Origin of the sequence: Actinacidiphila glaucinigra (assembly GCF_035918135.1) — a bacterium.
Taxonomy (GTDB): Bacteria; Actinomycetota; Actinomycetes; order Streptomycetales; family Streptomycetaceae; genus Actinacidiphila; species Actinacidiphila glaucinigra.
In genome coordinates this window covers 3,884,440-3,907,386 of the sequence record NZ_CP109144.1, presented here as the reverse complement: position 1 = coordinate 3,907,386, position 22,947 = coordinate 3,884,440, and the positions used below count along the sequence as shown (strand labels likewise).

The 22,947-nt window shown below is 73.7% G+C and carries 26 protein-coding genes and 1 riboswitch; of the genes, 14 read left to right on the top strand and 12 right to left on the bottom strand.

Annotated features, from left to right (window positions below; translation table 11 throughout):
* Window positions 1–51: 51 nt before the first annotated feature.
* From OIE69_RS17180 to OIE69_RS17170, 3 genes are all read left to right on the top strand, one after another.
* The gene (locus tag OIE69_RS17180; RefSeq protein WP_326572792.1) at window positions 52–900 is read left to right on the top strand and encodes a helix-turn-helix domain-containing protein; all 849 of its coding nucleotides are present in this window, start codon (window positions 52–54) and stop codon (window positions 898–900) included.
* 85 nt (window positions 901–985) lie between these two features.
* Window positions 986–1,870 (top strand): helix-turn-helix domain-containing protein, encoded by an 885-nt coding sequence (locus tag OIE69_RS17175; RefSeq protein ID WP_326572791.1) that lies wholly within the window; start codon window positions 986–988, stop codon window positions 1,868–1,870.
* A 356-nt stretch (window positions 1,871–2,226) separates the two neighbouring features.
* Window positions 2,227–3,216, top strand: coding sequence for a malate dehydrogenase (locus OIE69_RS17170; protein ID WP_089224389.1), 990 nt, complete (start codon window positions 2,227–2,229; stop codon window positions 3,214–3,216).
* A 79-nt stretch (window positions 3,217–3,295) separates the two neighbouring features.
* On the opposite strand, the gene pdxR is transcribed toward OIE69_RS17170, so the two are convergent.
* Entirely contained in the window at window positions 3,296–4,771 is a 1,476-nt protein-coding gene (gene pdxR / locus OIE69_RS17165) for a MocR-like pyridoxine biosynthesis transcription factor PdxR (RefSeq protein ID WP_326572790.1), read from the bottom strand.
* Between the two features lie 49 nt (window positions 4,772–4,820).
* Here pdxR and OIE69_RS17160 point away from each other — a divergent pair, with 49 nt between their 5' ends.
* Window positions 4,821–5,339, top strand: a complete 519-nt coding sequence (locus OIE69_RS17160; protein WP_392567523.1) for a carboxymuconolactone decarboxylase family protein — start codon at window positions 4,821–4,823, stop codon at window positions 5,337–5,339.
* Between the two features lie 59 nt (window positions 5,340–5,398).
* On the opposite strand, the gene rocD is transcribed toward OIE69_RS17160, so the two are convergent.
* Entirely contained in the window at window positions 5,399–6,604 is a 1,206-nt protein-coding gene (gene rocD, locus OIE69_RS17155; RefSeq protein WP_089224387.1) for an ornithine--oxo-acid transaminase, read from the bottom strand.
* 131 nt (window positions 6,605–6,735) lie between these two features.
* Window positions 6,736–6,822, top strand: a riboswitch (ZMP/ZTP riboswitch).
* A 30-nt stretch (window positions 6,823–6,852) separates the two neighbouring features.
* On the opposite strand from rocD, the gene OIE69_RS17150 reads away from it, so the two are divergent.
* Window positions 6,853–8,295 (top strand): glycine hydroxymethyltransferase, encoded by a 1,443-nt coding sequence (locus OIE69_RS17150; RefSeq protein ID WP_326572789.1) that lies wholly within the window; start codon window positions 6,853–6,855, stop codon window positions 8,293–8,295.
* Window positions 8,296–8,345: 50 nt separating this feature from the next.
* Here the strand turns inward: OIE69_RS17150 and OIE69_RS17145 are convergent, their stop codons facing one another.
* The 3 genes from OIE69_RS17145 to OIE69_RS17135 all read right to left on the bottom strand — a co-directional run bounded on the left by OIE69_RS17145 (window position 8,346) and on the right by OIE69_RS17135 (window position 10,482).
* Window positions 8,346–9,068, bottom strand: coding sequence for a hypothetical protein (locus OIE69_RS17145; RefSeq protein ID WP_326572788.1), 723 nt, complete (start codon window positions 9,066–9,068; stop codon window positions 8,346–8,348).
* Window positions 9,069–9,184: 116 nt separating this feature from the next.
* Window positions 9,185–9,925, bottom strand: a complete 741-nt coding sequence (locus tag OIE69_RS17140) for a hypothetical protein (protein ID WP_326572787.1) — start codon at window positions 9,923–9,925, stop codon at window positions 9,185–9,187.
* Window positions 9,922–10,482, bottom strand: a complete 561-nt coding sequence (locus OIE69_RS17135; RefSeq protein WP_392567522.1) for an RNA polymerase sigma factor — start codon at window positions 10,480–10,482, stop codon at window positions 9,922–9,924. Before OIE69_RS17135 ends, OIE69_RS17140 begins: the two co-directional genes overlap by 4 nt.
* Window positions 10,483–10,627: 145 nt before the next feature.
* Between OIE69_RS17135 and trpS the strand changes: the two genes are divergently transcribed.
* The 4 genes from trpS (at window position 10,628) to OIE69_RS17115 (ending at window position 14,832) form a co-directional block, all read left to right on the top strand.
* On the top strand, window positions 10,628–11,641 hold the full coding sequence (gene trpS, locus OIE69_RS17130; RefSeq protein ID WP_326572786.1) for a tryptophan--tRNA ligase: 1,014 nt from the start codon (window positions 10,628–10,630) through the stop codon (window positions 11,639–11,641).
* A gap of 170 nt (window positions 11,642–11,811) precedes the next feature.
* Window positions 11,812–12,414 carry a 2'-5' RNA ligase family protein gene (locus OIE69_RS17125; protein ID WP_326572785.1) on the top strand — a complete coding sequence of 201 codons (603 nt, stop codon included), beginning with the start codon at window positions 11,812–11,814 and terminating at the stop codon, window positions 12,412–12,414.
* Window positions 12,415–12,462: 48 nt separating this feature from the next.
* Entirely contained in the window at window positions 12,463–13,860 is a 1,398-nt protein-coding gene (locus OIE69_RS17120) for a pyridoxal phosphate-dependent decarboxylase family protein (protein WP_326572784.1), read from the top strand.
* A 33-nt stretch (window positions 13,861–13,893) separates the two neighbouring features.
* A complete protein-coding gene (locus tag OIE69_RS17115) occupies window positions 13,894–14,832 on the top strand; it encodes a YihY/virulence factor BrkB family protein (RefSeq protein WP_326572783.1) in 939 nt (312 codons plus the stop codon).
* A gap of 23 nt (window positions 14,833–14,855) precedes the next feature.
* Here the strand turns inward: OIE69_RS17115 and OIE69_RS17110 are convergent, their stop codons facing one another.
* Complete coding sequence (locus tag OIE69_RS17110) at window positions 14,856–15,428, bottom strand: 3'-5' exonuclease (protein ID WP_326572782.1); 573 nt, start codon at window positions 15,426–15,428, stop codon at window positions 14,856–14,858.
* Window positions 15,404–15,886 (bottom strand): ATP-binding protein, encoded by a 483-nt coding sequence (locus OIE69_RS17105; RefSeq protein ID WP_326572781.1) that lies wholly within the window; start codon window positions 15,884–15,886, stop codon window positions 15,404–15,406. Before OIE69_RS17105 ends, OIE69_RS17110 begins: the two co-directional genes overlap by 25 nt.
* A 70-nt stretch (window positions 15,887–15,956) precedes the next feature.
* Here OIE69_RS17105 and OIE69_RS17100 point away from each other — a divergent pair, with 70 nt between their 5' ends.
* Together OIE69_RS17100 and OIE69_RS17095 are read left to right on the top strand one after the other, a co-directional pair.
* Complete coding sequence (locus OIE69_RS17100) at window positions 15,957–16,766, top strand: helix-turn-helix domain-containing protein (RefSeq protein WP_326572780.1); 810 nt, start codon at window positions 15,957–15,959, stop codon at window positions 16,764–16,766.
* A complete protein-coding gene (locus tag OIE69_RS17095; protein WP_326572779.1) occupies window positions 16,763–16,966 on the top strand; it encodes a DUF397 domain-containing protein in 204 nt (67 codons plus the stop codon). Before OIE69_RS17100 ends, OIE69_RS17095 begins: the two co-directional genes overlap by 4 nt.
* Window positions 16,967–16,972: 6 nt before the next feature.
* Here the strand turns inward: OIE69_RS17095 and OIE69_RS17090 are convergent, their stop codons facing one another.
* From OIE69_RS17090 to OIE69_RS17080, 3 genes are all read right to left on the bottom strand, one after another.
* On the bottom strand, window positions 16,973–17,332 hold the full coding sequence (locus OIE69_RS17090) for a DoxX family protein (RefSeq protein WP_326572778.1): 360 nt from the start codon (window positions 17,330–17,332) through the stop codon (window positions 16,973–16,975).
* Between the two features lie 66 nt (window positions 17,333–17,398).
* The gene (locus tag OIE69_RS17085) at window positions 17,399–17,617 is read right to left on the bottom strand and encodes a hypothetical protein (RefSeq protein ID WP_018561246.1); all 219 of its coding nucleotides are present in this window, start codon (window positions 17,615–17,617) and stop codon (window positions 17,399–17,401) included.
* A 295-nt stretch (window positions 17,618–17,912) separates the two neighbouring features.
* Window positions 17,913–19,373, bottom strand: coding sequence for a D-alanyl-D-alanine carboxypeptidase (locus OIE69_RS17080; RefSeq protein ID WP_392567521.1), 1,461 nt, complete (start codon window positions 19,371–19,373; stop codon window positions 17,913–17,915).
* A 185-nt stretch (window positions 19,374–19,558) separates the two neighbouring features.
* Between OIE69_RS17080 and OIE69_RS17075 the strand changes: the two genes are divergently transcribed.
* The 3 genes from OIE69_RS17075 to OIE69_RS17065 all read left to right on the top strand — a co-directional run bounded on the left by OIE69_RS17075 (window position 19,559) and on the right by OIE69_RS17065 (window position 21,622).
* Window positions 19,559–19,807 carry an SCO4848 family membrane protein gene (locus OIE69_RS17075; protein ID WP_326572777.1) on the top strand — a complete coding sequence of 83 codons (249 nt, stop codon included), beginning with the start codon at window positions 19,559–19,561 and terminating at the stop codon, window positions 19,805–19,807.
* The gene (locus OIE69_RS17070) at window positions 19,804–21,084 is read left to right on the top strand and encodes a metallophosphoesterase (RefSeq protein WP_326572776.1); all 1,281 of its coding nucleotides are present in this window, start codon (window positions 19,804–19,806) and stop codon (window positions 21,082–21,084) included. Before OIE69_RS17075 ends, OIE69_RS17070 begins: the two co-directional genes overlap by 4 nt.
* A gap of 133 nt (window positions 21,085–21,217) precedes the next feature.
* A complete protein-coding gene (locus OIE69_RS17065; RefSeq protein ID WP_089224374.1) occupies window positions 21,218–21,622 on the top strand; it encodes an ATP-binding protein in 405 nt (134 codons plus the stop codon).
* Between the two features lie 42 nt (window positions 21,623–21,664).
* On the opposite strand, the gene OIE69_RS17060 is transcribed toward OIE69_RS17065, so the two are convergent.
* Both OIE69_RS17060 and OIE69_RS17055 read right to left on the bottom strand, forming a co-directional pair.
* Window positions 21,665–22,384 carry a TetR/AcrR family transcriptional regulator gene (locus tag OIE69_RS17060; RefSeq protein WP_326572775.1) on the bottom strand — a complete coding sequence of 240 codons (720 nt, stop codon included), beginning with the start codon at window positions 22,382–22,384 and terminating at the stop codon, window positions 21,665–21,667.
* A gap of 10 nt (window positions 22,385–22,394) precedes the next feature.
* Complete coding sequence (locus OIE69_RS17055; protein ID WP_326572774.1) at window positions 22,395–22,943, bottom strand: thiol-disulfide oxidoreductase DCC family protein; 549 nt, start codon at window positions 22,941–22,943, stop codon at window positions 22,395–22,397.
* Window positions 22,944–22,947 lie beyond the last annotated feature (4 nt).

Genomic DNA, 22,947 nt, shown 5'->3' with positions numbered 1-22,947 from the left:
CGTGGGTTGATCGACGGAGCCGGGGGGTGCGTGGTGGCGCGTTGGGAGCCATTGCCCGAGACATTGGACGGTGCCGCGCGCCGTCTCGCCGTGCATCTGCGCCGGATGAAGGACCGCAGCGGGCTGAGCGTCCCGGCGCTGGCCGCGCGCACGGCGAGCAGCACGGGCGCCTGGGAGCGGTACCTCAACGGCGTGAGGATCCCGCCGCGTGACGCCGTCGAGGTGCTGGGGCAGCTCAGCGGTGCCGACTACGACCGGCTGATGGCCCTGTGGGAGCTGGCCGACCGCGGGGTCGCCGACACCATGAAGGGCTTCCCGTACGCCGATCCGCTCGACCCGCTGGCCCCCGTCGAGGGGATGCCCCGGCACGCCCTGAGACGGCGCCGCAAGGCCCTGCTGGCGGTTGCGGGCGGGCTGGTGCTCGGCGGGGTGTTCACGCTGCTCGTGGCGACCGGGGTGGCCACGGACGGGACCGGGCGCGCGCAGGCGCCGCCGGCGGCCCGCCCCACCGCCGGCGCGCCGGTCGGCCCGGTGCCCTCCGCCCCCGGCCCGGCGGGCTCCGCCGTCACCTCCTGGCCCGGATCGGCTCCCGCGGCGGAGGCGAAGGACGCGGCGGCCTCCCGCACCGCGGGCGCCATGTCCCCGGACGGCGGCACCCCCGCGGCGCAGGTGGCGCAGACCGGCGCGGTGTCCTCCGCCCCGGGGCGCGGCCCGCACACGGCGGCACCCGGCACGGGCGGGCCGACGACGGCGGCGCCCGGTGGCGGCGCACCCACGACCAAGGCACCGCCGCCCGCGACGAGCGCCCCGGCGGCGCCGGCGCCCTCCGCGTCCCCGAGCCGCAGCCCCGGCAAGGGGCTCTGCCTGGGCCTGATCATCCTGGGCATATGCATCGGATGACGGGCGCAACCGGACGGGCCGCCCGAAGCATCCTCATCGGTAGCCTTTCGGGAGGGAACGGCAACGGCAAGAGGGGGAACGGGAGATGGCCCGCTGGCGGCCACTGGCCGACGACCTGGACCCGCGGGTACGGGAGTTCACCGAGCAGCTGCGGCGCCAGGTCGACCGCGGCGGCCTGAGCGTCGCGGCGCTCGCCGAGGCGACCGGGTACAGCAGGAGTTCCTGGGAGCGGTACCTGGGCGGCCGGCTGCTGCCGCCCCGTTACGCCGTGGTCGCGCTCGCCGAGGCGACGGGTGCCGACCCGGCGCACTTCACCACGATGTGGGAGGTCACGGAGCGGGTCTGGAGCCGCGCCGAGGGCCGCCACGACGTGACGATGGAGGCACTGCGGATCGCCGAGGCCCGTGCCGCGCTCGGGGAGTTCGGCCCGGCACCGGCCGCGGCGCCCTCCCCGGCCCCCGCCGCCCCGGCGGCACGGCGCCGTCCGGTCGTGCTCTTCGTGGTGGGCGTCGTGGCCGTCGTGCTGGCGGTGGTCGGCGCCACCGCCCTGACCGGCGGCGACGGCGACGACCGCGCCCGGCCCGGCCCGTCCCGTACCGCCCGGGCTGCCGGTCTGCCCGCGGGCGTGAAGTGCACCGGCCGGGAGTGCACCGGCAAGGACCCCGAAGGCATGGGCTGCGGAGGCGGCAACGCCCGTACGGCCGCGGCGGCCTGGGTGGGCGGCGCGTACGTCGAGATGCGCTACAGCCAGGTCTGCGCGGCCGTCTGGGCCCGTATCTCCGCCGGAGCCCCGGGCGACACGGTCAGCGTCACGGAGGCGGGCGGGGCCCGCCGCTCCCAGCGCAGCCGCATCGGCCGCGACCCCGCCGCGTACACCTCGATGCTCGCCGTCCGCACCCCCGGCGCGGCCCGCGCCTGCGCCACCCTCACCACGGGCTCCCACGGTTGCGCCGCACCCCCGCCCGGCTGACGACCGCCGCGCGCGTCGGCCGCCTCCCCGGCGGACGCCGGCGGGGGCCGGGCCTCGGACGGCCCTCGTGGCGAGGGCCCGGCGGTGGCGATCGAGGACGCCCGGCCGATGGCGCACGAGGAGCCGTCGCGCTTCGCGCCCGGCGTCGGCGCGGCGTTCGCCGGGACCTGTGGCGAGCGCTGCGCCCGAGGGGTGCGTGCGGGGCGGTGACCGGGGCCACACCGAGTGTGGCTTCCGCCGCGACGGCACGGGTATAGCCTGGCGTGGGTCTCTTGACGCCGAGAGATCCCCGTTCCGGGGCATGGGACGCTGCCGGGGCGGCATGGGATCCAGCAGGAGAAGGCCAGGAGAAGGCAATGACTCGCACTCCCGTCAACGTCACCGTAACCGGAGCCGCCGGCCAGATCGGCTACGCGCTGCTCTTCCGCATCGCCTCCGGCCACCTGCTCGGCCCCGATGTCCCGGTGAAGCTGCGGCTGCTGGAGATCACCCCGGCGCTGAAGGCCGCCGAGGGCACCGCGATGGAGCTGGACGACTGCGCGTTCCCGCTGCTCAAGGGCATCGACATCAGCGACGACCCGAACGTCGCCTTCGACGGCGCCAACGTGGGCCTGCTCGTCGGCGCCCGTCCCCGCACCGCCGGCATGGAGCGCGGCGACCTGCTGGAGGCCAACGGCGGCATCTTCGGCCCGCAGGGCAAGGCCATCAACGACCACGCCGCGGACGACATCCGCGTCCTCGTCGTCGGCAACCCGGCGAACACCAACGCGCTCATCGCGCAGTCCTCGGCCCCGGACGTCCCGGCAGACCGCTTCACCGCGATGACCCGCCTGGACCACAACCGCGCCATCTCGCAGCTGTCGAAGAAGACCGGCGTGCCGGTGAGCGAGATCCGCCGCCTCACCATCTGGGGCAACCACTCCGCCACCCAGTACCCGGACATCTTCCACGCCGAGGTCGCCGGCAAGAACGCCGCCGAGACCGTCAACGACGAGAAGTGGCTGGCCGAGGAGTTCATCCCGACCGTCGCCAAGCGCGGTGCCGCGATCATCGCGGCCCGTGGCGCCTCCTCCGCCGCGTCGGCGGCCAACGCCGCGATCGACCACGTCTTCACCTGGACCAACGGCACCGCCGAGGGTGACTGGACCTCCGCCGGTGTCGTCTCCGACGGCTCCTACGGCGTGCCGGAGGGCCTCATCTCCTCCTTCCCGGTGACCGCGAAGGACGGCCGTTTCGAGATCGTCCAGGGCCTGGACGTCAACGAGTTCTCCCGTGCGCGCATCGACGCGTCGGTCGCGGAGCTCGAGGAGGAGCGCGAGGCGGTCCGCGGCCTCGGCCTCATCTGATCCCGGGACACCGAGTCCCACGAGCGGCCCTTTGCCGCGCCCCCGCACGGGCGCGGCGGAGGGCCGCTTCGCGTGCTCCTCAGGCCGTGTGCGCGGCGAGCAGCGCGCAGAGCACGTCCAGGGAGCCGGCGAAGGCGTGCTCGGGCGGGGCGCCGTAGCCGACGACGATCGCGTCGTCGTCCGTGCCGCCGAAGTCGGCGACGCTCTGCAGGGCGAGGCCGTGCTCCCGCGCCCGTGCGACCAGCGCGCCGGCCGAGGTGCCCGGCGGCAGCCGCAGCACGGCGTGGAGGCCGGCGGCGATGCCCGAGACCCGCACGGCGGGGGCGCGGGCGGCGAGCGCGGTGACGAGGCGGTCGCGGCGGCGGCGGTAGTGCAGCCGCATCCGGCGCACATGGCGGTCGTAGTTGCCGGAGACGATCAGTTCGGCGAGGGTCAGCTGGTCGAGCACGGGGGACTGGTGGTCGGCGAGGAGCTTCTCGGCGAGCACGGGCTCGACGAGTGCGGGCGGCAGGGCGAGCCAGGCCAGCCGCAGCCCGGGGGCGAGGCTCTTGCTGGCGGTTCCGGCGTAGACGACGTGCTCGGGCGCCAGGCCCTGCAGGGCGCCGACCGGCTGCCGGTCGTAGCGGAACTCCCCGTCGTAGTCGTCCTCGACGACCAGGCCACTGGTGTCGCGGGCCCAGGCCACGGCCGCCGTGCGGCGCGCGGGGGAGAGCGGGGCGCCGTACGGGAACTGGTGCGCGGGTGTGAGCAGCACGGCGTCGACGCGGGTGTCGAGGGCGGAGACCTGCGCGCCGTCGTCGTCGACGGTCAGCGGGACGGTGGTGAGCCCGGCCCTCCGCAGGATGCGCAGGGTGTGCGGGTAGCCGAGCGCCTCGACGGCGACGCGGTGCGACCCCATGGTCCGCAGGGCGCGGCCGATCAGCCCGGCGGCCTGGACGAAGCCCGTGCACACCACGACGAGCTCCGGGGCGGTGCGCACCCCGCGCACCCGGCCCAGGTACGCAGCCAGGGCCTCGCGCAGTTCGGGGCGGCCGCGCGGGTCGGTGTAGCCGAGGGCGTCGTTGGGCGCGGCCGCCAGGGCGCGGCGCGCCGCGGCGGACCACGCGGCGCGGGGGAACGAGCCGAGGTCGGGCGAGCCGGGCCGCAGGTCGTACGGGAAGTGCTCCCGGTGCCACGGCGGCCCGGCCGGCGGCTCCGGGGCGCGGGCGGGGTCCGTGGCGCCGTTCGGGTGCGGCGCGGTGGCGCGGGGGCGGCCGCCGCGGGGCGGGGCGGCGGGCGGCCCGGTCGGGCGCCAGCCGTCTCCGACCCGTGTGCCGGAGCCCTGGCGGGCGGTCAGCCAGCCCTCGGCCACCAGTTGTCCGTAAGCGTCGGCGACGGTGTTACGGGCGACGCCCAGGTCCTTGGCGAGCGTCCGGGAGGACGGCAGCCGGGTGCCGGGGGCGAGCCTGCCGTCGCGCACGGCCCCGCGCAGCGCGTCCTCCAGCCCGGCGCGCGCACCGGTGCCGCCGGCGAGGTCCAGATGGAGGTCGACTCCTGAAATGGCCCACTCGTTCACCCTCCAAGTGGACCACGGGCCGAGGCCACCCCGTCGCTAGGTTGGTTCCATGACGATGATCACGACCTCCGCCGGCATGCCTTCCGGCCTGGGCCCTGACGACCTGGTGCCCGCCCACGCGCCGCGCATGGTGCTCGGCAAGGCCGCCCCCGACTTCTACAAGGCCATGATCGCCCTGGACGCCGCGGCGTCCGCCGGCCTCGACCCCGTGATCACGGAGCTGGTCAAGGCCCGCTCCTCGCAGCTCAACGGCTGCGCCTACTGCGTGGACCAGCACCTGAACGACGCCCGCGAGCTCGGGCTGGCCGAGCAGAAGCTCAACGCGCTCACCGTGTGGTGGGAGACCCCGTTCTTCACCGTGCGCGAGCGTGCCGCGCTGGCGCTGGCCGAGGCGGTGACCCGGCTCGGGGAGCGTGGCGTGGCGGACGAGGTCTACGACGAGGCCGCCCGGGTCTTCGACGAGGAGGAACTGGCCCGGCTGATCGCCATGTGCGTCACCATCAATGCCTGGAACCGCATCGGCGTGACGACGCGGATGTCCCCGGCGGCCCGCCCCGACGGCGTCTGACCGCCGGGGCGCACCCGCCACCAGGCTTCGGCCCCGGTTCCGGCTCCGGATCCCGGGGCTCAGGCCGACAGCACGGCCCGCAGCTGGTCCAGGCCCCAGTCCAGATCCTCCTTGGAGATGACCAGCGGCGGCGCGAGCCGGATCGTGGAGCCGTGGGTGTCCTTGACCAGGACACCCCGCTCCAGGAGCCGTTCGGAGATCTGCCGGCCGGTGCCGTGCTCCGGGGCGATGTCCACCCCCGCCCACAGACCGCGGCCGCGGACCTGCGTGACGGCCCCGCTGCCGGTCAGCAGCGCCAGCTCGTGGTGCAGGTGGTCGCCGAGTTCGGTGGCCCGCTGCTGGTACTCGCCGGAGCGCAGCATCGCGAGGACCTCCAGCGCCACCGCGCAGGCCAGCGGGTTGCCGCCGAAGGTCGAGCCGTGCTCACCGGGCCGGTAGACCCCGAGCACCTCCGCCGAGGACACGACCGCCGAGACCGGGACGACGCCTCCGCCGAGCGCCTTGCCCAGCACATACATGTCCGGGACGACGCCCTCGTGCTCCGACGCGAAGGTCCGGCCCGTGCGGCCCAGCCCCGACTGGATCTCGTCGGCGATGAAGAGGATTCCGCGCTCCTCGGTCAGCCGGCGCACGCCCGCCCAGTAGCCGGCCGGCGGCACGAGCACCCCCGCCTCGCCCTGGATGGGCTCCATCAGCACGGCCACGGTGCGGTCGTCCAGGGCCGCCTCCAGCGCCGCCAGGTCGCCGTACGGGACGACCTCGAAGCCCGGGGTGTACGGGCCGAAGTCCGCGCGGGCCTCGGGGTCGGTGGAGAAGCTGATGATGGTCGTCGTCCGCCCGTGGAAGTTGTCCGCGGCGACGACGATCTTCGCCTGGCCGTCCGGCACGCCCTTGACCCGGTAGCCCCACTTGCGGGCCGTCTTCACCGCCGTCTCGACGGCCTCCGCGCCGGTGTTCATCGGCAGCACCATCTCCATGCCGCACAGCTCGGCCAGCTCCGTGCAGAAGCGCGCGAAGCGGTCGTGGTGGAACGCCCGCGAGGTGAGCGTGACGCGGTCGAGCTGGGCCTTGGCGGCCTCGATGAGGCGGGCGTTGCGGTGCCCGAAGTTCAGTGCCGAGTAGCCGGCGAGCATGTCGAGGTACCGGCGGCCCTCGACGTCCGTCACCCAGGCGCCTTCGGCGGAGGCGACGACGACCGGGAGGGGGTGGTAGTTGTGGGCGCTGTGCGCCTCGGTGGCGGCGATGTGCTCGGCGGCGGTCGACACGTGAGTGCTCCGTTCGTGGTACGTCGGGAGTTGTGGCGCTGGGGCCCGGTGGGGCCCCTTTCTATCGTCGCTCGTCCCGGATGCGAAGAAACCTCGTGCCGGGCGGCGCCCCGACCGGCGTTGCTAGGCTGGCCACGGGTCGTGACTGGCGCGCTGGGATGGGATTGACCATCGGGGAGCGGCCCGTGAACTGTGTGCCGTGCGCCTGGGCCGTCCCGTATGCCGTGCCGTGCAGCAGGAGGTCTGACATGCCGAGTGGTTCCACCGAATCCACCGCCTTCCGCAGTGCCATCGAAGTCATCAGGGGTGTCGAGCCGCGCGTGGCCGACGCCATCGGCCAGGAGCTCGAGGACCAGCGCGACTCGCTCAAGCTCATCGCCAGCGAGAACTACGCCTCCCCGGCCGTGCTGCTGGCCATGGGCAACTGGTTCAGCGACAAGTACGCCGAGGGCACCGTCGGCCGCCGCTTCTACGCCGGCTGCCGCAACGTCGACACCGTCGAGGCGCTCGCGGCCGAGCACGCGCGCGAGGTCTTCGGAGCCCAGCACGCCTACGCGCAGCCGCACTCCGGCATCGACGCCAACCTCGTCGCCTTCTGGGCCGTGCTGGCCGCCCGGGTCGAGGCGCCGGCGCTGGAGCGGGCCGGGGCCCGCCAGGTCAACGACCTGAGCGAGGAGGACTGGGCGCGGTTGCGCCACGAGCTCGGCGACCAGCGGATGCTCGGCATGTCCCTGGACGCGGGCGGGCACCTCACCCACGGCTTCCGGCCCAATATCTCCGGCAAGATGTTCGACCAGCGCAGCTACGGCACCGACCCCGCCACGGGCCTGCTGGACTACGAGGCGCTGCGCAAGACCGCCCGCGAGTTCCGGCCGCTCGTCCTCGTGGCGGGCTACTCGGCCTACCCGCGGCTGGTGAACTTCCGGATCATGCGGGAGATCGCCGACGAGGTCGGCGCCACGCTGATGGTCGACATGGCGCACTTCGCGGGCCTGGTCGCCGGCAAGGTCCTCACCGGCGACTTCGACCCCGTGCCGCACGCGCAGATCGTCACCACCACCACGCACAAGTCGCTGCGCGGCCCGCGCGGCGGCATGGTGCTGTGCGACTCCTCGCTCGCCGAGCAGGTCGACCGCGGCTGCCCCATGGTGCTCGGCGGCCCGCTGCCGCATGTCATGGCCGCCAAGGCGGTGGCCCTGGCGGAGGCCCGCCGCCCGGACTTCCAGAGCTACGCGCAGCGCATCGTCGACAACTCCCGAGCCCTGGCCGAGGGGCTGCTGAGGCGCGGCGCCACGCTGGTGACCGGTGGCACGGACAACCACCTCGTCCTGATCGACGTCGAGTCCTCCTACGGGCTCACCGGCCGGCAGGCCGAGGCGGCGCTCCTGGACTCGGGCGTCGTCACCAACCGCAACTCCATCCCCCAGGACCCCAACGGAGCCTGGTACACCTCCGGCATCCGCATCGGTACCCCGGCGCTGACCACGCGCGGCCTCGGCACGGGAGAGATGGACGAGATCGCCGGACTGATCGACCGGGTGCTCACCGCCACGACGGCGGGTGTCACTTCGGCCGGCAAGCCGTCCAAGGCGCAGCACGTGCTGGACGCCAAGGTCTCCGACGAGATCGCGCAGCGTGCGACGGACCTGCTGGCCGGCTTCCCGCTCTACCCCGGGATCGACCTCGGCTGATCCGGCGCCCGCGCGGGGTGCGTGCCGTCGCGGCGCGCACCCCCGTTGCGTCAGGCGTCGACGAGCTCCTGGCGGGGCCCCTCCTCGGGCGTGTGCCCGGATATCCGGCGCAGGACGAGGAAGGTGCCGGCGCCGCCGACGAGCAGCCCGGCGCCGAGCCCGGGCAGGGACAGCCACCAGCCGTCCGCTCCACCACCGTCACCGGCCGCCGCGGCCTGCGGGGCGGCGGTCGAGCCCTCGGGTGCGGCCGCCGGGGTCTCCTCCACGGCCGCGGCGTCGTCCGGGCCGGGCAGGTAGTCGGGGGCGCTCACACCGAGGCCCCTGTCGTCCCCCATGAGGCCCAGCCGGCCGAGGAGGCGGCGGAGGTCATCGGATTGCGCCGCCTTGCGCCACACACCCTGCTCCGGCAGACCCGTCTCCATGACCGAGCGGGAGTGGACCCAGGCGCCGTCGGGGCCGTCCGGGTAGACGTAGTCCACCTTCCAGACCGACACGTCGTGGATCAGCCAGGTGAGGGTGACCTGGCGGTGCCGGCCGGTCGTCACGTCCGAGAGCGACTTCGGTGCCTTCTGCTCCGGCTCGTTCCCGATGGACTGCTCCAGTTCCCGGTAGTCGGGCGAACTGGTGTAGATGCCCGCGGCCTTGCCGCTGCCCGGAGCGACCAGCATCACGCTGGTCGGCCCGCCCGCGGCGGCAGGCCCCGATCCGCCGACCACGGCGGCGAGCGCCGTCACGGTGACTCCGGCCCAGGTGACGAACCTTCTGATCCGCATCCGGTCCCCCTCTCGCTCGGTCCTGCCCCTGTTACACCGCCCGAGCCCGCCGGGTTCCCGGCCGTCGGCAGGAGTTCCCGACGAAAAGAACCCGACGAGAAGAAGGGGGAGAGGGCTCAGCGCTGCCGGGCGGACTTCGCGACGGCGAGCGCGCGCGCCAGGTCCGGCACGCCCTCCAGGCGCAGCGTCGTCCGCCCGCGCTGCCAGACCAGGGTGGGGCCGGCGGCCCGGGGCGCCTCACGGCGGGTACGGCCGTCGGGGCCGACCAACTGCACGTAGTGCGGCTTCGCGAACCACACCCCGTAGTCGCTCCCGGTGCCCACCTCGACCCATTCGGACGCGTCGCCGACCCTTTTGAGGAAGACCATGTCGATCGTGGCCCGGAACTGGTCGAGCCGTATCGTGCGCCCGTCCACCCGCCAGCTCATCGACAGCACGCGCCCCCCGTCGACGACCGCCACCCCGTCCGGCTCGCCCAGCTCCTCCGGCACATACGCCCCGTCCAGCCGCGCGTCCCCCCGCACGGGCGGAGGGGCGCCCGTGGCGGGGCGGGCGGAGGGGTCCCGGTGCACGACGACGCCGCCGACGCCGAACCAGTCCGCGACCGCGGCCCGCACCGGCGGCGTCAGCACGAGCACCACCAGCAGCCCGCACAGCAGCGCCGTCAGTGCCCGCCACCGTGCCGCGGCCCACGCCCGCGCCCGGGTGCGGCGGCCCGGCGCGGGGACGGCCGGGTCCGGCACCGCCTCGGCCAGCAGCCGGGCCAGCACCTGCTCGGCGACGGAGTCGGGCGACGGCGCCGGGATCTCCAGCCACCGGCCCGTCTCGCGCAGCTCCTCCGGGAGCCGGTCCGTCATGGGCGCCGCCCCCCGTCCTCGCACCCGCCGGCCGGCACCGGCTCGCCGAGCCCCGCCCGCAACCGGGCGAGGGCCCGGTGCAGCCGGGACTTCACCGTGCCACGCGGCCAGCCGAGCACCGTCGCCGTCTCCTCCTCGTCCAGGTCCAGCAGATACCGGCAGGTGACCACCAGCCGGTGCGGTTCGCTCAGTGTCTGCACCGCGGCCAGCAGCTCCGCCCGGCGCTCCCGCGACACCGCCAGCGACTCCGGGTCGTCCGCCGCGGGGGGCAGGGCCTCCAGCACGGCGTTGCGCTCCACCGCCGACCGCAGACGGCGCGCCGCCCGCCCGGCGTTCCTCGCCTCGTTGGCGACGATCCGCAGCAGCCACGGCCGGAAGGCCGCCCCGTCCCGGAAGGTCGCGAGCGCGCGGTACGCCTTGACGAACGAGACCTGCACCACGTCCTCGGCGTCGGCGCCCGCGCCGAGCAGCACGGCGGTGCGGTGCGCGACGTCCGCGTGCAGGCGCACCAGCTCCGCGTACGCCTCCCGCTCACCGGCGCGTACGCGCGCGATCACCGCCGCCTCCCCCTCCGTGGCGGACCCCCCTCCGGTCGCCCGGCGCCGCCCCCGTGCGGCTCCCGTCACCCCTTCTACACCGCCGGCCGCCCCCGGGTTCCCACCGCGGCCATGGAATCCGCGCGGACCTGAGAGAATGAGTGCCATGGCTCTCGATCGTCCGCGTGTGCTCTCCGGTATCCAGCCCACCGCAGGTTCGTTCCACCTGGGCAACTACCTGGGCGCGGTCCGCCAGTGGGTGGCGCTGCAGGAGTCCCACGACGCCTTCTACATGGTCGTCGACCTTCACGCGATCACCGTGCCGCAGGACCCGGCCGAGCTGCGCGCCAACACCCGGCTCGCCGCCGCCCAGCTCCTCGCCGCGGGGCTCGACCCGGAGCGCTGCACCCTGTTCGTCCAGAGCCACGTCCCCGAACACGCGCAGCTCGGCTGGGTGTTCAACTGCCTCACCGGCTTCGGCGAGGCGTCCCGCATGACGCAGTTCAAGGACAAGTCCGCCAAGCAGGGCGCCGACCGGGCCACCGTCGGCCTGTTCACGTACCCGATCCTGCAGGTCGCGGACATCCTGCTGTACCAGGCGAACGCCGTCCCCGTCGGCGAGGACCAGCGCCAGCACATCGAGCTCACCCGCGACCTCGCGGAGCGCTTCAACGGCCGCTTCGGCGAGACCTTCACCGTCCCCGACGCCTACATCGTCAAGGAGACGGCGAAGATCTACGACCTGCAGGAACCGCTGTCGAAGATGAGCAAGTCGGCGGCGTCCCCGAAGGGCCTGATCAACCTCCTGGACGAGCCCAAGGCCTCCGCGAAGAAGATCAAGAGCGCGGTCACCGACACCGACACCGTGATCCGCTACGACGAGCAGGAGAAGCCGGGCGTCAGCAACCTGCTGACCATCTACTCCACCCTCACCGGCACCGGAATCCCGGAACTCGAGCAGAAGTACGAGGGCAAGGGCTACGGTGCGCTCAAGACCGACCTCGCGGAGGTCTTCGTGGAATGGGTCACGCCGTTCCGCGAGCGCACCCAGGAGTACCTGGGCGACCCGGAGACCCTGGACTCGGTCCTCGCCAAGGGCGCCGAGAAGGCCCGGTCCGTCGCCGCGGAGACCCTGGCGAAGGCGTACGAGAGGATCGGCTTCCTGCCCGCCAAGCACTGACGGCCCCTTCCGCTCCCGGGACGCCCGGGAAGAGGGGCCTTAGGTCCCGCGCAGGTGTGACGGACGACGCTCGCGCGGGAGGCCGCGCGCGCGTCACACTGGCACTGACGGAGTTGTGTCGTACGGCGTGCGTACGATGCCGCGAACCGACCCGGGGAAGGGGTGAACGCGTGGGAAACCGCATGATCGGCGTGTCGATCGCGGTCCCCGAGCCTTACGGCAGCCTGCTGCAGCAGCGCCGTGCCGGCTATGGAGACCCGCTGGCGTACTGCATCCCCACCCACGTCACGCTGCTCCCGCCCACCGAGGTGGACACGGCGCTGCTCCCGGCCTTCCGGGAGCACCTCGCCGAGGTCGCCGCCACCGGCCGCGCCTTCCCCATGCGGCTGGAGGGCACGGCCAGCTTCCGGCCGGTCACCCCGGTCGTCTACGTCGATCTCGTCCAGGGCGGCCTCCACTGCGCCGAGCTGCAGGAGCGGGTCCGCTCCGGCCCGGTCCGGCGCGAGCTCCAGTTCCCGTACCACCCGCACGTCACCATCGGCCACGGCATCCCCGACGAGGCGCTGGACCGCGCCGAGACGGAGCTCGCCGACTTCGCCGCCGCCTGGACCGTCAACTGCTTCTCGCTGTACGAGCAGGACGACGAGGGCGTCTGGCGCAGTGTGCGGGACTACCCCTTCGGGGGCGCCGCCGGGCATTCCCTCGTGCCGCACCAGCCGGGTGCGTGCGAGCCGCTCAGCCCGGCGCCCGCGGGTGGCCCGCCGCACGGGTGAGCACGCGCCGGGTGGGGCCGCGCGGGACGGCCCGCCTAGGCTGCCGCCATGCACCCCACGCTCGCCGCGGACCGCGCACACCTCCCCGAACTCCTCCAGGCCGTACGGGACCTGGCCGCCCGTGAGCTGGCATCGGTGGACGAACGCCCGGCCGCCCGCCCCGGGCCCGCGCCCGAGCCGCAGCCCCTCCCCCTCACCGGGACCGGTGCCGACGGCGCGCTCGCGCTCTTCGAGCGGCGCTGGGCACCCGGTTTCTCGGGCAGCGCCGGACCGCGCTACCTGGGCTTCGTCACCGGGGGAGCGACGCCCGCCGCCGTCGCGGGCGACTGGCTCACCAGTACCTACGACCAGAACGTCTCGGCGGGCGGCGACTCCTCCGCCGCCGCCCTGGAACGCGAGACCGTCGGCTGGCTCCGCGCGATGTTCGGTCTCGGCGAGGAGCACAGCGGCGCCTTCGTCACCGGCGCGACCGTGTCCAACACCGTGGGCCTGGCCGTGGCGCGCGAGTGGCTCGGCGAGCGGCTCGGGCTCTCCGTCTCCCGTGACGGGCTGGCCGCGCTCGGCCCGGTGACGGTGCTGTCCGGCACCCCGCACTCCAGCGTCGACAAGGCCCTGTCCGTGCTCGGGCTCGGCCGGTCGTCCCTGACCTCCGTGCCGGTGCTGCCCGGTGGCCGCGAGGCGGTGGACGTCGACCGCCTCGACGCGGCGCTGACGGCGCTGGAGGGCCGCCCGGCCGTCGTGGTCGCGAACGCCGGCACCGTCAACACCGTCGACTTCGACGACCTGCGCGCGATCGCCGCGCTGAAGGAGCGCCACGACTTCTGGCTCCACGTCGACGCCGCGTTCGGCGGCTTCGCCGCGCTGTCGCCCGCGTACGCGCACCTCACCGAGGGTATCGACGCCGCCGACTCCGTCTGCGTCGACCTCCACAAATGGCTGAACGTGCCCTACGACGCCGCCGTCCAGTTCACCCGCCGTCAGGACCTCCAGGTCCGGGTCTTCCACAACGCCTCGCCCTACCTGGGCCTGCCCGCACTCCCCGACCCCGACTTCCTCCACCTCACCCCCGAGAACTCCCGCCGGCTGCGCGCCCTCGCCGCGTGGTTCGCCCTCACCGCCTACGGCAGCGAGGGCCACCGCGAGGTCGTCGAACGCAACGCCGCCTGCGCCCGGCGCCTCGGCGCGCGCATCCAGGCTGACGCCCGCCTGCGGCTCCTGGCCCCCGTCCGGCTCAACGTCGTCTGCTTCACCCTGGCCGACCCCACGGCCGAGCGCGTCGGCGCGTTCGTCCGCGCCGTCGCCGCCTCCGGCGAGGCCTTCCTCACCCCGACGGTCCTCCACGGCGTCCCCGCCGTGCGGGCCGCCTTCAGCAACTGGCGTACATCGGAGGCCGACACGGACCGTGTCCTGGACGCGATCACCGCCGCGACGACGACCGCCACCTAGAGTGCACGTCGTGACGGAGGGTAGGCGCGCGGTATGGAATGGCTGACTCGGCTCCCAGTGATCGGACCGTGGATCGCGCGGCTCATGCGCACCCACGCCTGGCGCACGTACGAGCATCTGGAGGACGTGCACTGGACGCGGCTGGCCGCCGCCATCACCTTCGTCAGCTTCGTCGCGCTCTTCCCGCTGCTGACCGTCGGCGCCGCCGTCGGCGCGGCGTTGCTGTCCCCCGGTCAGCTGAAGGAACTCGAGGGCAAGCTGGCGGAGCAGGTGCCGGGCATCGCCGACCAGCTCAACATCGGCGGGCTCGTCGACAACGCGGGCACGGTGGGTGCCATCGCCGCCGTCCTGCTGGTCCTCACCGGTGTCAGCTGGGTCGGCGCCCTGCGCGACTGCCTCAGGGCGGTCTGGCACAAGGACGACGAGCCCGAGAACCCGTTCCTGCAGAAGCCCAAGGACTTCGGCGTCCTGGTCGGTCTCGGAGTCGTCGCGCTGCTCTCCGTCGCCTGCTCTGCCCTCGCCGGGACGGCCGTCGGCCGTCTCGGCGACGCCATCGGCCTCGACGAACACGGACCGGGGCGCGCCCTGTTGTCGGTGGCGGGCTTCTGCATCGCCGTCCTGGTGGACCTGCTGATCCTCGTCTACCTGCTCACCCTGCTGCCGGGCGTCACCCCGAACCGCCGCGATGTCGTCGTGGCGAGCCTCATCGGTGCGATCGGCTTCGAGCTGCTGAAGCTGCTCATCAGCGGCTACCTGCAGAGCGTGGCCACCAAGAGCATGTACGGCGCCTTCGGCGTGCCCATCGCGCTGCTGCTCTGGATCAACTTCACGGCGAAGCTCCTGCTGTACTGCGCGGCGTGGACGGCCACCCCGCACAGCGCGGAACTGGCCGCCGCCGCAGCGCAGAAGGGCCGGCAGGACCCGCCGGGCGAGCCCGAGCGCGGTCGGCCCGAGCGGCCCGGGACCGCCTGACTCCGGGAAGCCGCCCCGGCGGGTCAGAAGGCCGGCGTCGCCGGCCAGGCGCCCCGCTGCGACAGGTCGACGACGAGGGCGGCGACGTTCCACGCGTCGTCCTCGCCGCGGTGGTGGCGGCCTTCCAGGGGCAGTCCGACGAGCCGGAGCGCCTCCGCCATGCCGGGGCGCTTGGTCAGGCGGTGGGCCTGGGTGAAGAGCGTCTTGACGTTGGTGTGCCGGCTGCCGAAGGGGTACGTGGTGTCGATGGCCCGGCACTGGCGGTTGAACTGGTGGCGGTCGTAGTCGCCCCAGCTCGCCCACGGACGCGTTCCCGCCCGGTGCTCGACGGCGAGCAGCTTGCAGGCGTCCGCGAAGTCCAGCCCCGAGTCCACCTCGGCCTGCGTCAGACCGGTCAGTTGGCTGCAGAAGGGACTCACGGCGGAGCGTGCGGGCCGCACGAGAACGCGGTGGCGGGCGACGCGCTCGCCCGCGACGAGGTCCACGACGGTCAGCCCGATCTCGATGATCTCGCTCACCGAGCCCTGCGGCGGCTCGCCGTCCCAGCACGTCGCCTCGACATCGATGACGTTCAGGAGTCCCAGGTCACTGTCCATGGCGCGAACCCTACGTCGAGATCCGGCCACTGGTCACTACTGTTTACGCATGCTTTTGTCACTCTGAGTTCGAACCAGACCGTCTTGCCGATGCCGTACGGCCGAGGTTGAACGTTCCAGGCGTCGGCGAGCAGTTCCACGAGCGCCAGCCCGCGTCCCGACTCGTCCGTCGCCGACGCCTGCCGCGGCACGGGCGGGTCGTCGCACGCGTCGCAGACCTCGACCCGCAGCACCCCCGAGGCCAGGGCGGCCCGAGCGGCGATCCGCCGGCCCGGCGGGACCCGCGCGTGGCGGACGGCGTTGCTCATGAGCTCGCTGAGCAGCAGGACCGCGGTGTCCGTCGTTCCGGCGGCGAGGCCCCACACGAGGGCCTGTTCCCGCAGCCTGGCCCGCGCCCGGCCGACGCTGCGCGGGTGGCGCGAAAACCACCACTCGACAGGGGGAGTTGTCTCGTTCATGGCTCAAAAGTGCAGGTCGCGACGTACGGTCGGGAGTATCGGCGCGAGTACGGAGGGTGGTTGTACCCGAGTGGCGAGTGACGTGTCCCCGCCCCCGATGGCGTGGCGGTACTGCGGCAACCAGGTCAAGCTCTGGCGCGAACACGCTGGCGTCACGCGCGAGCGGCTGGCCGACGAGGCGGGGTACGGCTACGAGACCGTGAAGTCGATGGAGCAGGGGCGCCGCCGCCCGACGCAGCGGCTCCTTGAGGTCGCCGACGGGCTGTGCGGGGCGCAGGGCAAGCTCACGGCGGCGGAGGCGTTCCTCGCCCCGGAGAAGTACCCGACCTACGCCCGGGAGTACATGCGGTACGAGGCCGAGGCGATCGCCGTCAACTGGTACGAGAGCCAGTACATCCCGGGGCTCCTCCAAAGCGAGTCCTACGTGCGCTCGTTGCTCTCGTCCCACTGGCCACCGCTCGACGAGGAGACGCTCGCAGAACGCGTGGCGGCACGGCTGGAACGCCAGTTGATGCTGGACAACGGCACCCGATCGTTCAGCTTCGTGGTGGAGGAGTCGGCACTGCGCTCCTTCTCGGACCCTGATGCGCACCGGGAGCAGCTGCGGACGCTGCTGGCGCGAGGGCGGGCCCGGAACATCACCATCCAGGTCATGCCCGCGGACCGGGGTCTCCACCCGGGTTTGCACGGCCCGTTCGTGCTGCTGGAGACCGCCGAACACCGGCACCTCGTCTACGAGGAGGGGCAGACCACGGGAATCCTCTATGCGGACCCGGCCCGGGTCAGTATCGTCATGCGGCGCCACGACATGATCACCCGCCAGGCCCTCGGCCCCGAGGAGTCCGCGCGGTTCATCGACGACTTGGCGGAGAGGCCATGACCGACGGGCTCGTGTGGTTCACGTCCAGCCACAGCAACTCCGAGGGCGGCGCGTGCGTCGAGGTCGCGTTCGGTCCGGGCGCGGTCCTGGTGCGGGACTCCAAGGACCGGGCCGGGGCCCGGCTGACGTTCACGCCGGGGGCGTGGGCGGACTTCGTGGCGTACGCCGTCACGCGTGGCGCAGCCGACGCCGGGCGATGACGCCCATCAGGGCCGCGACGACGATCGGCGTCGCCGCGTTCTCGCCGTCGAAGCGGTCGACCGGACGACCTGGACGGTCCACGCGCCGGCCATCAGCCCGATGAAGGCCACCGCCGCGACTCCGGCCGGACGCGGGACGACGAGGCCGAGGGCACCGGCGAGTTCGAGCGCGCCGATGAGGTACATGAACCAACTGCCGTAGCCGATGGCGCCGAAGCTCTCGACGGCCGAGGGATGGGCGACCAGCTTCGGCATGGCGCCGGCGATCGCGAAGAAGAGGGCGAGCAGGACCTGCGGCGCCCACACGGCGGCGTCCGCGCGGCCGCGGCTGCGGTCGCGGGACGGGACGGTGGTGGTGGCGGTCATCGCGGTCTCCTCCGGTGTCGGGTGTACACGGAGGTGGACCGGTGGGGCCGCCCGGAACTCAGCGGTTCAGCGCAGGAAATGCGCGGCGGTGAACCATGCGGCGGCCAGCACCAGCACGGTGATCAGGATGTAGCCCACCAGGTAGACCCCGGCGAGCACGGCCGCCGGGGCGGCGATGAGCCAGCCGGCGCGTCCTGCGGGGGTCTTGGCCCGGAAGGCCGAGCGGAGGCAGTAGGCGACCGCGACGAGCCCGAGGACGAGCCCGATGACCGACAACATGCCCATGGCGTGCTCCCTTCCCGTACCGGTTTCCCTGGTTCCTGGGTACTGGCCGGGCCGTCCGCGCGGCAGGGGGCGGTCGCAGCGGGGTGGGCGCACGAGCCGCACGTGCGCCGTCGAGCGCCCCCCTGGCCGGGGCATGTGCGCTTGGCACGGGACGACTGCGGCCGGTGGCGGGTGCCACCGGCCGCAGTCGGGCCGCAGGACCGACGGGAACGATCTTCCGGCTCGGGTCGACCCCAGTGGGACGCGGCCGGCGGGCGAAGCGGGACACGGCGGCTCGGGCCGCGCCCTCCGGGAGTCAGACCGGGCGGTCCGCGGTGGCCTCGGTCTTCGCGGTGCCTTCCTCGGCCGCGCCCTCCTTCGGCGGCGTGGCTTCGTCCGTCGCCGCGGCGTCGTCCTCCGCTTCCGTCTCCGCGGCGCCGCTCTTCACCGTGTCCGCCTCCGCGGGCTTCGCGGCCGCGTCGTCGCCCGGCTTGGTCGGGGCGGGGATGGCGGCCTTCGCCGTCCGCTGCGGCAGGGGCCAGCGGCGCCGTACGAGGTAGGCCAGGGCGGCGACGACCAGGACTGAGCCGCCGGTGAGCGCGAGGGCCGTCCACGCCCCGCCGCCGCCACCGGAGGAGGCGGGTGCGGCGACCTGCTGCCGGGGCTTGTCGCTGGGGGAGGCGGAGGGCGAGGGCGAGGCCGACGCGATGGCGGACTTCGGCGGCACCAGCATGCCGACGGGGGTGACCATGCCGTCCGCCTTGAAGCCCCAGTCGAGCAGCTTCGCCGCCTCCTTGTAGGCCATGTTGTGGCCCTCGCCGGGGTGCATGACGGTCGCCAGGAGCGTACGGTCGCCGCGCTGGGCGACACCGGTGAAGGTGTTGCCCGCCTTGGTGGTGTAACCGTTCTTCACGCCCGCGATGCCCTGGTAGGTCGGGATGTCGTAATCACCGGAGAGCAGCCGGTTGGTGTTCTGGATCTCGAAGGTCGAGCGCTTCTTGGTGGCCTTCTTGCCCTTCTTCCCCTTGGTCTTCTTCCACTCGCCGGGGAACTGGGCGCGCACGGTCGAGCAGTACTCGCGGAAGTCCGCGTTCTGCAGGCCGGAGCGGGCGAAGAGCGTCAGGTCGTACGCCGAGGAGACCTGGCCGGGCATGTCGTAGCCGTCGGGGGAGATCACCGTGGTGTCGTCCGCCTGCAGGTCGTCGGCCTTGCGCTGCATCTCCAGGACGGTCGCGTCCACGCCGCCGTTCATGGAGGACAGGACGTGGACGGCGTCGTTCCCGGAACGGAGGAAGACCCCGAGCCACAGGTCGTGGACGGTGTAGGTGAGGTTCTCCTTGATGCCCACGAGGCTGCTGCCCGCGCCCACGCCGTCGAGGTCGGAGGGGAGCACCTTGTGGGTCTGCGCCTTGTCCAGCTTGGGCAGCACCGTGTCCGCGAACAGCATCTTGAGCGTGCTGGCGGGGGGCAGTTCCCAGTGGGGGTTGTGGGCGGCCAGCACCTGCCCGGTCTCGGCGTCGGAGACGATCCACGACCGCGAGGTGAGCTTCCCGGGCAGGGCGGGAGCGCCGGTCAGCGGGCTGACCTGGGTGCCTGGCTGTCCCAGCCGATCCCCGCCGACCGTCGACATCTGCGCGGGCGGCGTCGGTGTGGCGGACGGGGAGGGGGGCTTCGCGTGCGCGACGGGCGCGGTGGTCAGGGCCGTACCGCCGAGGAGTGCGAGGGCGGACAGCACCATGGCGGAACGGCGCGCGGCGCGGGGGGAGGAGTTCGGCACGATGTGAAGTTACAGTCCGTCCGGGACATGCGGCAGGCGTGGGGGGCCGTTCGGGCCGTGACCGATCCCACGTGCCGGATGTGCAACCGGGCGGTGTCCACGGGCGTCTTGGGCGGCGGCCCGCTGTGCGGGCGGTGGGGCGACCCTGTGGGAGGGGGCCGCGCGGCGGCCCGCATACTGGTCGCATGAAGCTCAGCCGCCCCGTGTCCTGGTTCCTGACCGCCTTCGGGGTGTGGAGCTGGATCGTATGGACGACGTTCGTCAAGAACCTGTGGAAGGACGCCAGCGGGCTCGCCTTCGAGGGCGGTGACCACGGCTCGCCCACCGCGTACTTCTGGGTGCACCTGGCGCTGGCGGTCACCTCGCTCGTGCTCGGCACCGCGATCGGCGTCATCGGCGTCCGCGGTCTCAGAGCGCTGCGGGCTGCCCGGTGATCCTTGTGGTGGTCGCCGTCGTCGCGGCCGTCCTGGCCCTCCTCGGCGGGGTGCACTACTACCTGTGGCGCAGGCTGGTCCGCGACGTGTCCGCGCCGGGCGGCTGGTGGCGGCGGACGGGGACGGTCCTGGCAGTCGTCCTGCCGCTGCTGAGCGTGGGCGCGCTGACCGGCGGGCGGGCGCTGCCGCTGGCGGCCGAACGGTGGCTGGCCTGGCCGGGCTACCTGTGGCTGGCGGTGCTGCTCTACCTGACGCTGGCGGTGCTGGCCGGCGAGGCCGTACGGCCGCTGCTGCGGGGCGTGCTGGAGCGCAGGGAGCGGTCCCGGGGCGTGCGGGCCGCCGAGCCCGCCCGAGCCGGAGAACCGGTCGAGCCGGCCGAGGACGCGGCCGAGCCCGCCGGAAAGGCGTCCGAGGCGTCGCCGGAGCCGCGGCCCGAGCCCGCTTCCGCCGGGCCGACGAGGCGGCTGTTCGTCGCGCGTACGGTCGGCGCCGCGGCCGCCGTCGCCGCGGGGGTGACGGTCGGCCAGGGCACGTACGGCGTGCTGCGCGGCCCGCGCCTGAAGTACGTCACCGTGCCGCTCGCCAAGCTCCCCGCGGCCGCGGACGGTTACCGGATCGCCGTGGTGAGCGACATCCACCTCGGCCCGATCCTCGGCAGGGCGCACACGCAGCGGATCGTGGACACGATCAACGGGGCCCGCCCGGACCTCGTCACCATCGTCGGCGACCTGGTCGACGGCTCGGTGCCGGAACTGGGCGCCGCGGCCGAGCCGCTGGCCCGGCTCCGGGCGCGGGACGGGAGCTATTTCGTCACCGGCAACCACGAGTACTTCTCCGGGGCCGCGCCCTGGATCGACTTCGTGCGCGACCTGGGCGTCCACCCGCTGGAGAACGCCCGCACCGAACTCGCCGGCTTCGACCTGGCCGGGGTCAACGACATCAGCGGCGCGGACCACGACCACGCCCCCGACTACACGACGGCGCTCGGCGACCGGGACACCTCGCGTGCGGTGGTGCTCCTCGCCCACCAGCCGGTGATGATCCACGAGTCGGTCCGGCACCACGTCGATCTGCAGTTGTCCGGGCACACCCACGGCGGGCAGCTGTGGCCCGGGAACTACATCGCGGAACTGGCCAACCCCACGGTGGCCGGTCTGGAAACGTACGGCGACACCCAGTTGTACGTGACCCGTGGTGCGGGGGCGTGGGGCCCGCCGGTCCGCGTGGGCGCGCCCTCGGACATCACGATCGTGACCCTCGCCTCGCCCCGGGCCTGATGGCCGCGCGTCTGAATTTGGCCGGAAACCTCTCACCGAGTGCGAACAATCTGGCACGGAGCGCATTCCCCGTGTCGAAACTGGTAAGGGATGGCGCAACGGAAGGGGGGCGTTCGCTCATGGGGAGAGTGACCTGTTGAGGCGCAGTGCGTTCCGGCTGCCCCGGCATCCGACGTCGGTCGGGCTGGCCCGGCACAGGGTACGTGACCACCTCGAGGGCTGGGAGCAGGAGGGCGAGACCGTCGAGTCCGTCGTCCTGGTCGTGTCGGAGCTGGCGACCAACGCCGTACGGTACAGCCCGCTCCTGGAGCGGGAGTTCGAGGTGGCGGTGACCGTGCACTCCGACGGCTCGTGCGTCGTCGAGGTCTCCGACGGCGGCGCCCAGTCCCGCCCCGTGCCGCGCGACGCGGGCGACGGCGACGAGTCGGGGCGTGGTCTGCGGCTGGTGCAGGCGCTCTCGGACACCTGGGGCGTCCGGGAGCGCGGCCGGTACGGCAAGACGGTCTGGGCGGTGCTGGCCGAGCCCGCCGTGGGCTGATCGGGGCGGTGCCCCCGGCGGGCGCGCGGGCGGCGGGCCGGCTCAGCGCCGGAAGAGGAACTCCGAGAGCAGTTCGCGGATCTCGCGCACGATCGGCCGCAGCAGCCGGTAGCGGGAGAGCCTGAGGATCCGCGCGCCGAGCGGCGCGGTGCGGGCGACCAGCCGGCGGGTGCGCTCGGTGTCGGGGGAGTGGTCGAAGACCCAGTAGACGACGATGCCCATCTGGTACATCCACATCAGTTCGGGCAGCACCTCGGCGAGTTCCGCGTCGACCTTGATGTCGGAGCCGGAGAGCACCCGTTCGTGGATGGAGATGGCCGCGTCGCGGGCCGGGTGCGACTCGGGGGAGAAGGGGCTGAGCGGGCTCGCCGGGTCGGCGGCGTTCTTGAAGAACTGCGCGGCGAACTGGTGGTAGGGACGGGCCACGTCGATCCAGGCGGTCATCACGGTGAGCAGCCGCGCCGCCAGGTCCCGGTCCCCACCGCCGTCCAGGATTCCCCGGACCGCGGCCTCGTGCTCGGCGGCGAGGCGGTCGTAGAAGCCCTGGACGAGGTGTTCCTTCCCGTCGAAGTAGTAGTAGGCGTTGCCGACCGAGACCCCGGCCTCCTTGGCGATGGCGCGCATCGTCGTCTTGTCGTAGCCCCGTTCCTCGAACAGCCGCATGGCCGTCTCGAGGATCAGGGCGCGCGTCTGCTCGCTCTTGGGGGGCCGGGGTGTCCCGGGGATCGCGCCGGGGGCCGTGCCCGGGGGTGCTTCTTCCACGTCCGTGAGCCTAACCGGGCGGGGCGCAGCCGTCCGCGCAGGCGTCGGGGGCCGTATGCGGGGCGGCGTCCCGGGCGGTGTGCGTCCAGCCCTCCTTGGGGTCGTAGGACCAGCCATCGCCGCTCGTGTACATCCGGCCGCCCCAGCCCGTCGCGGCGGCCCCGCGGCCCCACTGCGCCTCGCGGTAGCGGGCGGCGGCGAGCACGGCGGCCCGGGCGACGGGCGCTCCGGCGCGGGTGCCGAGGCGGTGCGCCGTGGGCCGGTACTCGGCCAGGGCCCACAGGCAGACCAGCCAGGCGGCGTCGTCCCGGTAGACCTGCCCCGAGTCCCCGACGACGGTGATCTCGCGCAGGGTCGCGGTGTGGTCCAGCTCGGGGAACCGGCGCCGGGCCTCGTCGGAGCCGACCGGGACGAGGTCCAGCGGCACGATCTGCCGCTGGCGTTCCAGCCAGCGGCGGACGAAGGAGCAGAGCGAGCAGTCCGGGTCGTACAGGACGGTCAGCAGGCGGACCGGCACCGGGGCCGCCGGAGCGGCCCCGGTCGCTGGGGTGCGGTCCATCGCC

What these genes read in the sequence shown, in the direction of transcription:
- OIE69_RS17175 (WP_326572791.1), top strand. Translation starts at nt 986, where the DNA reads ATGGCCCGCTGGCGGCCACTGGCCGACGACCTGGACCCGCGGGTACGG.
- OIE69_RS17170 (WP_089224389.1), top strand. Translation starts at nt 2,227, where the DNA reads ATGACTCGCACTCCCGTCAACGTCACCGTAACCGGAGCCGCCGGCCAG.
- OIE69_RS17160 (WP_392567523.1), top strand. Translation starts at nt 4,821, where the DNA reads ATGACGATGATCACGACCTCCGCCGGCATGCCTTCCGGCCTGGGCCCT.
- OIE69_RS17150 (WP_326572789.1), top strand. Translation starts at nt 6,853, where the DNA reads ATGCCGAGTGGTTCCACCGAATCCACCGCCTTCCGCAGTGCCATCGAA.
- OIE69_RS17145 (WP_326572788.1), bottom strand. Translation starts at nt 9,068, where the DNA reads ATGCGGATCAGAAGGTTCGTCACCTGGGCCGGAGTCACCGTGACGGCG.
- OIE69_RS17140 (WP_326572787.1), bottom strand. Translation starts at nt 9,925, where the DNA reads ATGACGGACCGGCTCCCGGAGGAGCTGCGCGAGACGGGCCGGTGGCTG.
- trpS (WP_326572786.1), top strand. Translation starts at nt 10,628, where the DNA reads ATGGCTCTCGATCGTCCGCGTGTGCTCTCCGGTATCCAGCCCACCGCA.
- OIE69_RS17120 (WP_326572784.1), top strand. Translation starts at nt 12,463, where the DNA reads ATGCACCCCACGCTCGCCGCGGACCGCGCACACCTCCCCGAACTCCTC.
- OIE69_RS17115 (WP_326572783.1), top strand. Translation starts at nt 13,894, where the DNA reads ATGGAATGGCTGACTCGGCTCCCAGTGATCGGACCGTGGATCGCGCGG.
- OIE69_RS17110 (WP_326572782.1), bottom strand. Translation starts at nt 15,428, where the DNA reads ATGGACAGTGACCTGGGACTCCTGAACGTCATCGATGTCGAGGCGACG.
- OIE69_RS17105 (WP_326572781.1), bottom strand. Translation starts at nt 15,886, where the DNA reads ATGAACGAGACAACTCCCCCTGTCGAGTGGTGGTTTTCGCGCCACCCG.
- OIE69_RS17095 (WP_326572779.1), top strand. Translation starts at nt 16,763, where the DNA reads ATGACCGACGGGCTCGTGTGGTTCACGTCCAGCCACAGCAACTCCGAG.
- OIE69_RS17090 (WP_326572778.1), bottom strand. Translation starts at nt 17,332, where the DNA reads ATGACCGCCACCACCACCGTCCCGTCCCGCGACCGCAGCCGCGGCCGC.
- OIE69_RS17085 (WP_018561246.1), bottom strand. Translation starts at nt 17,617, where the DNA reads ATGGGCATGTTGTCGGTCATCGGGCTCGTCCTCGGGCTCGTCGCGGTC.
- OIE69_RS17075 (WP_326572777.1), top strand. Translation starts at nt 19,559, where the DNA reads ATGAAGCTCAGCCGCCCCGTGTCCTGGTTCCTGACCGCCTTCGGGGTG.
- OIE69_RS17055 (WP_326572774.1), bottom strand. Translation starts at nt 22,943, where the DNA reads ATGGACCGCACCCCAGCGACCGGGGCCGCTCCGGCGGCCCCGGTGCCG.